Origin of the sequence: Nostoc linckia z4, assembly GCF_002608075.1 — a bacterium.
GTDB lineage: Bacteria > Cyanobacteriota > Cyanobacteriia > Cyanobacteriales > Nostocaceae > Nostoc > Nostoc linckia.
The window spans coordinates 176,293-186,130 of sequence record NZ_LAHA01000007.1 but is presented as its reverse complement, the minus strand read 5'-3'; the positions used below and the strand labels follow the sequence as shown (position 1 = coordinate 186,130).

General features: G+C 46.1%; 6 protein-coding genes. 2 read left to right on the top strand and 4 right to left on the bottom strand.

Annotated features, from left to right (window positions below; all coding sequences use genetic code 11):
- Positions 1 to 99 precede the first annotated feature (99 nt).
- Together purF and purL are read right to left on the bottom strand one after the other, a co-directional pair.
- Positions 100 to 1,605, bottom strand: coding sequence for an amidophosphoribosyltransferase (gene purF, locus VF06_RS09105; protein ID WP_099072803.1), 1,506 nt, complete (start codon positions 1,603 to 1,605; stop codon positions 100 to 102).
- A 352-nt stretch (positions 1,606 to 1,957) separates the two neighbouring features.
- On the bottom strand, positions 1,958 to 4,348 hold the full coding sequence (gene purL / locus VF06_RS09100) for a phosphoribosylformylglycinamidine synthase subunit PurL (protein WP_099072802.1): 2,391 nt from the start codon (positions 4,346 to 4,348) through the stop codon (positions 1,958 to 1,960).
- A 631-nt stretch (positions 4,349 to 4,979) separates the two neighbouring features.
- On the opposite strand from purL, the gene VF06_RS09095 reads away from it, so the two are divergent.
- The gene (locus tag VF06_RS09095; RefSeq protein ID WP_099072801.1) at positions 4,980 to 7,082 is read left to right on the top strand and encodes a beta strand repeat-containing protein; all 2,103 of its coding nucleotides are present in this window, start codon (positions 4,980 to 4,982) and stop codon (positions 7,080 to 7,082) included.
- Between the two features lie 325 nt (positions 7,083 to 7,407).
- Here the strand turns inward: VF06_RS09095 and VF06_RS42540 are convergent, their stop codons facing one another.
- Together VF06_RS42540 and VF06_RS09090 are read right to left on the bottom strand one after the other, a co-directional pair.
- Positions 7,408 to 7,539 carry a hypothetical protein gene (locus tag VF06_RS42540; RefSeq protein WP_257207614.1) on the bottom strand — a complete coding sequence of 44 codons (132 nt, stop codon included), beginning with the start codon at positions 7,537 to 7,539 and terminating at the stop codon, positions 7,408 to 7,410.
- Positions 7,540 to 7,735: 196 nt separating this feature from the next.
- Positions 7,736 to 8,221, bottom strand: coding sequence for an allophycocyanin subunit alpha-B (locus VF06_RS09090; RefSeq protein WP_099072800.1), 486 nt, complete (start codon positions 8,219 to 8,221; stop codon positions 7,736 to 7,738).
- Positions 8,222 to 8,445: 224 nt separating this feature from the next.
- On the opposite strand from VF06_RS09090, the gene rlmD reads away from it, so the two are divergent.
- On the top strand, positions 8,446 to 9,807 hold the full coding sequence (gene rlmD, locus VF06_RS09085; RefSeq protein WP_099070662.1) for a 23S rRNA (uracil(1939)-C(5))-methyltransferase RlmD: 1,362 nt from the start codon (positions 8,446 to 8,448) through the stop codon (positions 9,805 to 9,807).
- The last annotated feature ends 31 nt before the right edge of the window (positions 9,808 to 9,838 follow it).

Below are 9,838 nucleotides of genomic sequence, written 5' to 3'. Positions count from 1 at the left end.
ATGGGGCATGGGGAGATGAGGGAGACAAGGAGAATAATTCCCAATTCCTAACTCCTAACTCCTAACTCCTAACTCCTAACTCCCCACTCGCTCAATCCTCTATACCACTACCTTTTCTTTTTCCAAAATCAACTTAGAACGCTTCACTTGCTCAGGAATGGCTACTGGATAATTTCCAGTAAAGCAGGCAGAACAAAAACTATTGGTGTCTTCTCCTGTGGCTACTAGCATTCCCTCCCAGCTGAGATAAGCAAGGCTATCTACTTCCAGTTGCTTGGCAATTTCTTCTACTGATTTGGTGGCAGCAATTAGCTGGTCTTGAGAATCAGTATCGATGCCGTAGAAGCAAGGGTGAGTTACTGGCGGAGAAGAAATTCGCATGTGTACTTCTATTGCACCAGCCTCACGCAAAGTTTTAACCAGTTTGCGACTGGTGGTACCGCGCACAATGGAGTCATCTACAATAATCACTCTTTTGCCCACCAGTACATCTTTAAGTGGGTTGAGTTTCATGCGGATACCTGATTCGCGCATAGTCTGGGTTGGTTGAATAAAGGTTCGCCCGACATAGCGATTTTTAATCAGTCCTTCCATGTACATGACACCAGAAGCTTGAGAAAATCCAATGGCCGCAGGGATACCAGAATCAGGAACTCCAAAGACAATATCGGCATCTACAGCAGATTCCTTTGCTAATTGCCGCCCTAATCGCATCCGATAGCTGTACAAACTTTCGTTATGCATAATGCTATCGGGGCGGGCAAAGTAAATCATCTCAAAGATACACAATTTTCGCTGGGGCTGTTGGCTCCAATGATAGGAAGCTAAACCTTCTTCTGTCATCCAAACTAATTCACCAGGTTCTACATCCCGCAGGTATTCGGCTCCAATAATATCCAAACCACAGGTTTCCGAAGCCAAAACGTAACGCACTGGATTACCAGGCAAAGTGCCAATTACTAGAGGACGAATGCCATTGGGGTCACGCACCCCCATAACCCCATTCGGAGTACCAATAACTAAACTAAAGGCTCCTTCGCAGCGATGAAATGCTTCAATGGCACCTTCTAACCAATCTGCACCTGCGTCGATGGCTTGAGCGATGGCAAAAGCAATCATTTCTGAGTCTGTTGTGGTGATTAAGTTGCATTTGTTATCCAGCAACTCTTGACGCAATTGTACTGTATTGACTAAATTACCATTATGTGCAAGTGCTAATGAACCCAGACGGGTTTCAACGACGGCGGGTTGAGCGTTAACTTTGCGGCTAGAACCTGTAGTTGAATAACGAGTGTGACCAACAGCAAGGCTACCAGGTAACTGTTCTAAGATGGATTCGTTAAATACTTGAGATACCAAGCCCATATCTTTGTGCAGGTGGACTTTCGTACCCTCAAAGGTGGCAATACCAGCTGATTCTTGACCCCGGTGTTGGAGTGCATACAATCCAAAGTAGCTTAGTTTAGCAACGTTTTCTCCTGGCGCGTAAATACCAAAAACACCGCAAGCTTCTTCTGGCTTGTCGGGATGATTTTCATAATTATTGATTGCGTTGTTGGTCTGGTCGGGGTATTCATCCAAAGTGACAGAATGAATAGAAGTCATGCTAGCTTTGCTCCTGGTGGGGGGTCTGTCAATTTTGGATTTTAGATTTACGATTTTGGATTGACCGCACCCCAGAAAGAATACGGGTTGATAATTTGAGATTGCTTTAACCCGCTAAAGACGGATGATACATAAACCTGAGTAAAATACTCCAATCCAAAATCTAAAATCTAAAATCTAAAATTTGGTAGTCGAGTCACTGGGATTATGTCGATAGATAGTCGCAGGATTCTTAATAAATCTTTAACCATCCATTAAAACAGTACCGTAATTGTGTTCGTGAAGGTTAAGAAATTAGAAGTGAAGAGTTATATTTTTTATTCTTAACTCTTGACCTCAGCTCCTAAGTGCTTCAACTGGGAGTAGTGGTGTGGATAGCGAGACGCCTGACGATCGCCTGAGAATAGCGATCGCTGATATGTTCAATATTAACTTTGATTAAGGGTTGGTTGTCAGTGGTTAAAACCCCCAAACCCGCCTCGAAATTAACGACTATGCCGAGTTTTTGCCACTGTTGTCCCAGATGTTCCTGTAAGTATGATTCCCAAATTTCTTGGTGTTCTGGTGTTATGGAAACTAAAATTCGACTACCGCCTTCGGCAAACAACACCTCATCTAGGCGAAATTGAGTTGGTGTTATTTCTAAATTAATTTGGGCACCCAACTTGCCAGAAATGCAACATTCTGCTAAAGCGATCGCTATTCCTCCCTCGGCACAATCGTGAGCAGAACGTACCCAACCATTACGAATTCCATGACGACAAACTTGCTGTACTCCACGTTCCAACTCAAAATCTATTTGTGGGGGTTTTCCGGCAACAGTACCGTGGATGGCGGCTAAATACTCAGATGCTCCCAAACTGAGTGGCGATGTTAAAGGCAATCCTAAAAGATAAATTACATCCCCTACTGTTTGCCAACCTTGACCGCAAATTTTAGTGATATCGGGAATCAAGCCCACCATACCCACAACAGGAGTGGGATAAATTGGTTGGGGAGTGCCCTGGGAATCAAGGGTTTCATTGTACAAAGATACATTTCCACCTGTAACTGGTGTTGCCAATTCCCGGCAACCTTCTGCTAAACCGCGACAAGCTTCTGCTAATTGCCAGTAACCAATTGGTTTTTCTGGAGAGCCAAAATTCAAATTATCTGTTACAGCTAGAGGTTCAGCCCCCACACAACTCAGATTGCGTGCGGCTTCCGCCACCACTGCCTTAGCTCCTTCATAGGGATCGAGATAAACATAACGAGAATTGCAGTCTACAGTAGCTGCAACTGCGCTTTGGGCATTGGGAATTTCCTTGTCCCCTTGTCCCCCTTGTCCCCTTGTCCCCTTGTCCTCTTCCAGTGGACGTAAACGAATAACAGCCGCATCTGCACCACCTGGTAAAATTACGGTATTGTTTTGGACTTGATGGTCGTATTGACGATATACCCAGCTTTTAGAAGCGATGGTTGGTGTATCAAGCAAACTTAAGAGAATATCATTCCAGCTTTGCAAGCGTCCTTGGAGTTCGATGCCAGCAATTGTACAACTAGGCAAAGAATCAGCAGTCCATTCCCAAGCTTTACGGACATATTCTGGTGGTTCTGCCAGCAAATCTCGTTGGTAAAGCGGCGTATTTTCTGCCAAAGCTTCAGCGGGAATTTCTGCTGCTACTTTACCTTGATAGAGAATTCGTACAATGGGTTGGGCAATCACTGTACCAGCAACCACAGCATGGAGTCCCCAACGGTGAAAAATGTCTATTAACTCCTGCTCCCTGCCTTTGTGGGCAACAAACAGCATTCGTTCTTGAGATTCTGAGAGCAAGTATTCATAGGGAACCATCCCTAGCTCCCGCACGGGAATTTTATCTAAATCTAGTTCAATTCCCACACCACCTTTTGCCGCCATCTCTGAAGTAGAACAGGTGATTCCTGCTGCTCCCATATCCTGGGCGGCGACAACCGCACCTGTTTTAAAAGCTTCCAGACAAGCTTCAATTAAGGATTTTTCCAGAAACGGGTCGCCCACTTGCACAGCAGGGCGGTCATCCATTGACTGTTCAGTCAACTCTGCGCTGGCAAAACTCGCGCCTCCCATACCATCGCGCCCGGTGGTGGAACCAACATATAACACAGGGTTTCCCAAACCAGATGCTCCAGATTTGACAATTTCTGGGGTTTCCATTAACCCCAACGCCATTACATTCACCAAGGGATTACCGGAGTAAGCAGCATCAAAGTAAACTTCACCACCAACCGTGGGGACTCCCACACAATTACCGTAATGGGAAATTCCTGAAACCACGCCAGAAAATAACCTTTGGGTTTTGGCATCTTCTAGGGAACCAAAACGCAGCGAGTTTAAGATGGCTATGGGACGCGCACCCATCGTAAAGATATCCCTGAGAATACCTCCTACTCCTGTTGCAGCTCCTTGAAAAGGTTCAACAGCTGAGGGGTGGTTGTGGGACTCAATCTTAAAGGCTAGTTGCAGTCCGTCACCTAAATCTACAACACCAGCATTTTCACCAGGCCCCACAAGGATGCGGTGACCTTCGGTAGGGAACTGTTTGAGTAAAGGTCGAGAATTTTTATAACAGCAATGCTCTGACCACATTACCCCAAACATTCCCAGTTCGGCTTTGTTGGGATGACGCCCTAAACGACGGACAATTTCTGCGTATTCTTCTGGCTTTATACCTTCAGCAGCGATTTCTTCAGGGGAAAAGGGAGCAGGAGATGTGGCAGTCATGGAAATAATGCACCAATTGTACAGAGCATTATTCTATCGATTTACTTGCCCTGTAGGTGTACTTCTAAAATGGTTCATAGCTAGATACTAAAGATTAACTGAATACAGAAATTTATTTAACAAAGATTTGTAATAAGTTAAACACATTGTAATAAATACTGAAATATTAGTAATTATACTGTTAGTTATAAAGCCATAAAATTTTATTTTTCTGTAACTTGCGTAGGTGATTTCTATAATCTGGAAATGGTATCAGCCTGTAAGACGTAGCCATTAGACCTCTTGCAAAAGTAACTTTTGCTCATAGGGGAAAAGGGACTCATGTTAAAGGGAAAAGGGTTTTTATTTGCCCTTTCCCCTTTACCCCTTACCCTTTACCCCACTTTTGCAAGAAGTCTATTAATTGAAGGTAGAGAAAATTTATAGGACGCGATGCCTGCCGCAGGCTACACCTACGCACCTGCGAATACGGGTTTAATGCTTTGGAATTTCATTGTGCTTAATTGACTTTAATAGCACAAGACTCAATCACCGAATGGCTTTTGGAGAAACAATTTTGGAAATTTTTTGAAAGACTGCTCATCTAAATGAGCAAAGTGGCCTTACTAACCTAATTGAGAGGATTTTACTTATGTCTAGACTTACCTTTCCACCCAATTTCATCGGCACTGCTGGTTGCGATAGTTTGATCGGAGAACAGTTAAATGTATCTGTGGCCATAGGTATCGATATTTTAACTGGAGGCTTAATTTCTACAGACTCAGGAAACGACACCATTAAGGGTACGGGTACTGGTAGGATTGGCGGCTCTACTAACAGCGGTACTGGAACTGGCATTGCCAACCGTGGTCGTCTGAATGCAGGGAATGGAAAAGATACGATCGCTGGTATCGGCACTGGCGGTAATGGCAGGAATGTTGACAGCGGTAACGGCGGGAACGGTGGAACTGGGACAGGCATCGCTAACAGCGGTAGTTTGAATGCAGGGGAGGGAAATGACGCGATCGCAGGCACTGGTACTGGCGGTAACGGTGGCAGTAGCAAAGTTGACATTCCTGGGAGTGGTGGAGTTGGCACAGGTATTGTTAACAGTGGCACTCTGAATGCAGGGAAGGGAAACGACACGATCGCCGGCACTGGCACTGGCGGCAATGGCGGCGACGCCACCGGGGGCATCGGCAACAAAGGCGGTAGTGGCATCGGCATCAGCAACAGTGGTACTCTGAATGCAGCAGATGGAGAAGATACTATCATCGGCACTGGTACTGGCGGCAACGCCAGCGGCGGCTTTGGCGACGGCGATGACGGCGGTACAGGAATCGGCATTGCTAACAGTGGTACTCTCAATACAGGGGATGGAAAAGACACAATTAATGGCACAGGGATTGGTGGCGACGCCAGCGGGGGCAGGGGCAACGTTGGCGAGGGCGGTACGGGCACAGGCATCAGTAACAGTGGCAGTCTGAATGCAGGGGACGGAAAAGATACAATTAACGGCACTGGTACTGGTGGCCAAGGCGGAAACGGTAACGACGGAGGCGGCGACGGCGGCACTGGCACAGGCATCAGTAACAGTGGCAGTCTGAATGCAGGGGACGGAAAAGATAAAATTAACGGCATCGGTACTGGCGGCAACGGCGGCTTTAGTAGCATCGGCATCGCGGGCCGCGGCGGTAATGGATTCGGTATTAGCAACGATGGTAGTTTGAATGTAGGGGACGGAGAAGACATTATCATCGGCATAGGTACTGGTGGCAGCGGCGACGATGGCTTGATCGGCGGTAATGGCGGTAGTGGCACAGGCATTGCCAACAGTGACAGTCTCAATGCAGGGAATGGAAAAGACACTATCTCAGGTACTGGTATAGGTGGTAGTGGTGGTAGGGGCGCCGGGTTAGGCTCTGGCGGTGCTGGCATCGGCATCGCTAATACTAGCACTCTGAATGGAGGGAACGGAGAAGATACTATCATCGGTAACGGTACTGGAGGCAACGCTGGCATCGACACTGACAACGGTTTTTTCTTGAGCAACGGCGGTAGTGGGACAGGCATTAGCAACAGTGCCCAACTGAATACCGGAGACGGAGAAGACACAATCATTGGCACTGGTAGTGGCGGCAACGGTGGCATCGGTGTTGAGACTGTGGGCAACCCTGGTACTGGAATCGGCATCGAGAACACTAAAGACGGCACCATCACTACAGGATCGGGCAAAGACACAATTACTGGTTATGGCAACAGTTCTGGAAACAACTCCATAGCTTATGGCATCTTCAACGATGGAACCATCAATACTGGCAATGATTCTGACGTTCTTACCGGACAGGCTACAGCAACCATCGGTGGTACTGCCTACGGAATTTATGGACAGGGAACCATTAAAACTGGTTATGGCAATGACAAAGTTGTCGCTACCAGTATCCTAGATGGAGTTCAACAGAAAGTGACTATCGGCGGCGGTATCAAGATTGCTCTGGGCGCTGGGGATGACTACTTTAAAGGCTTCGGTGCTGCAACTGTTGATGGTGGAGATGGTTTTGACACCCTCGATTTGACAGCTTTTAATCGCTCTCAACTGCTCGTATCTGGTGTTGTTGCTGGCAATACCCTTAAAACTGCCAACATCAGTTTCAATAACAATGGAAACCTCATTAGCTTGTCTACGACTGGTTTTGAGAGTTTTATCTTTGCAGATAGCTCTTTCTCTTACAACACTTTGACAAATGGGGCATGAGTTTGTGAATTCGTCTATCTGATGTTTTACTCCCTAGTTAGGGTGATTGGCGTTATTTGCTTTGAAACTGAAAAAATATCTACCAGCGTATATACTCTTAGCTCGAAACTTGTATAGATTGACTATAAATCAGTGATTTCTTGGGTATATGCAGTTTTGCTGTAACAATCAAGTGACGACAATCACACTTATAGATGATTAGGATCGTCTCATTCCCATTGCGAGCTAGGCATAATTAAAGACAACTGAACTCTAGCCGAGTCATTAATAGGGAACACACTAATCACCGACAGCCTTCATCAAAGACTGTCGGTTTTTTGTCATTTTAGTAATTGGGCATTGGGCATTGGGCATTGGGCATCCCTTCTCTGCGAGACGCTACGCGAACGGCTTCGCTCAGGGCAAGTGGGCATTGGGCAGAGGGGAAGATTTTGTCCCCAGCTCCCCATCTCCCCATCTCCCCATACCCCATACCCCATGCCCATAAAATTTCCCCACAACCGGTTAGTAACTTGACAGAGATTTAGCCACAGCTACTACCAAATGTGGGGAAGTTAGGATGGGATTGGTAATCTTATGCCTATGGAGTGTTAAAATTCTGTATCCACTCTCATACAGCAAAAGTCTCTCCCAAAATCAGCACACACTTTGGATTAAGACATCGCTTGAATGATGTAATCAAAGTATGGTGCAGCTTCAGCAGCGTCTTCTGCACTCAGTAACCCAAGGGCAGCTGTTTTCAGGGAATTGATAGCTTCTACCATTCCAGGGACAGGAACGCCCAATGAGTTGTACATTTCGCGCACACCAATCAAACCAATTTTTTCAATTGGCTCTTTGTCGCCAGCAAGTACACCATAAGTAATTAGGCGTAAGTACCAGCCAAAATCACGGATACATAGAGAACGTTGGCGTTCACCGTAAGCATTACCACCGGGAGAGATAAAATCAGGGCGCTTTTGCCAAAGTTGTTTGGTTGCTTCCTGGACTATCTTTTTTTCATTTTCAGCTAACGTAGCAGCAATGCGCGTCCGTTGTACACCGGTTTCCAAAAAGTCTTTGATATTTTTAAGTTCGCCACTGCTGGGATAACGCAGTTCGTCGTCGGCTTTGAGAATAACTTGGCTAATTACAGTCATGATGATTGAAATCACCTTAAATATTATCTGCTAGTTTAGCGAGTCTGAGGTACACAAGTGAAGGGGGAGTGGGGAATGGGGAATGGGGCGTGGGGCATTGCGAGTGGGGAGATGGGGGGCAGGGGAAAAGGTTAAAGGTTAAAGGGAAAAGGAATAAATTTAATCTTTCCCTCTTACCCCTTTCCCCATGCCCTGTTTGACCAATGACTAATGACCAATAACTAATGACTAAAATGATTTGGCAACAAGGTGAATTAATTGAAGTAACCATCGCCGATCTGAGTGATAGTGGTGATGGTGTGGGACGTGCTGATGAACGTGTAGTGTTTGTTGCTGATACTGTACCAGGCGATCGCGCTCTTGTGCGTTTAGCACATGTTAAACCCAAATATGCCCACGCTAAGCTACAAAAGCTATTGCAACCATCTCCTCATCGCATCCGGCCTGCTTGTATTGTGGCTGACAAGTGTGGTGGTTGCCAGTGGCAGCACATTAACTATGATTACCAGCTTGTAGCTAAGCAAAATCAAGTTATCCAAGCAATGGAGCGCATAGGCGGTTTTACCCAACCGCCAGTAGATCGAGTACTAGCTGCTGGTTCTGCTTTGGGCTACCGCAATAAATCTACTTATCCTCTGGGGAAATCGGTAACCGGACAAGTACAAGCTGGTTACTACCAAAAAGGTAGTCACCAATTAATCAACTTAAATCAATGTCCAGTGCAAGACTCGCGTTTAAATCCCATGCTTGCTGAAGTCAAGCAGGATATTCAACGGCGGGGTTGGCAAATTTACGACGAACAGCGCCACCTTGGGCAAATTCGCCATTTGAGTTTACGCATCGGCCGCCATACTGGCGAAATGTTGCTGACTTTGGTGGTGAAGGACTGGAATTTACCAGAAATTGCCACCCAAGCCCAGGAATGGTTAAAGCGTTATCCCCAGCTAATGGGAGTATGCCTGAATCGCAATGGCGATCGCACAAATGCTATCTTTGGATTAGAAACCCGTTGCATCGCTGGAGTACCCCACCTGTGCGAACAATTTGCTGGACTGGAATTTCAAGTGCGCCCAGATACATTTTTCCAAGTTTACACAGAAACGGCAGAGGCACTATTGCAGGTAATTCAGTCACAACTCAACCTTCAAGGACACGAATTGCTAGTTGATGCCTACTGTGGTATTGGTACTTTAACTTTACCCCTGGCCAAACAAGTACGCCAAGCTATAGGTTTAGAAGTGCAAGCAGCAGCCGTGGAACAAGCTATTTTCAATGCCCAGCGTAATGAAATTGATAATGTCACATTTCAAGTGGGGGCAGTTGAGAAATTGCTGCCAAAAATGGGCACAATACCAGAGGTCGTAATTCTCGATCCACCACGTAAAGGTTGCGATGGCGCTGTCATCGAAACTTTACGGCAATTGAAACCATCTCAGATTGTTTACGTCAGCTGTAAAGTAGCCACTCTCGCCCGCGACCTGAAATTACTCTGTGAAGATGGGCAATATAAAATCACACGGGTACAACCTGCTGATTTTTTTCCCCAAACTGCTCATGTGGAAGCTGCTGCCTTTCTTGTGTTATGACATTTGGGTAAGGATGCTGATTCCTTTAAAA

Excerpts from the sequence above, each read along its gene's own strand:
- purF (WP_099072803.1), bottom strand. The coding sequence starts at position 1,605 with ATGACTTCTATTCATTCTGTCACTTTGGATGAATACCCCGACCAGACC.
- purL (WP_099072802.1), bottom strand. The coding sequence starts at position 4,348 with ATGACTGCCACATCTCCTGCTCCCTTTTCCCCTGAAGAAATCGCTGCT.
- VF06_RS09095 (WP_099072801.1), top strand. The coding sequence starts at position 4,980 with ATGTCTAGACTTACCTTTCCACCCAATTTCATCGGCACTGCTGGTTGC.
- VF06_RS42540 (WP_257207614.1), bottom strand. The coding sequence starts at position 7,539 with ATGGGGAGATGGGGAGCTGGGGACAAAATCTTCCCCTCTGCCCAATGC.
- VF06_RS09090 (WP_099072800.1), bottom strand. The coding sequence starts at position 8,221 with ATGACTGTAATTAGCCAAGTTATTCTCAAAGCCGACGACGAACTGCGT.
- rlmD (WP_099070662.1), top strand. The coding sequence starts at position 8,446 with ATGACTAAAATGATTTGGCAACAAGGTGAATTAATTGAAGTAACCATC.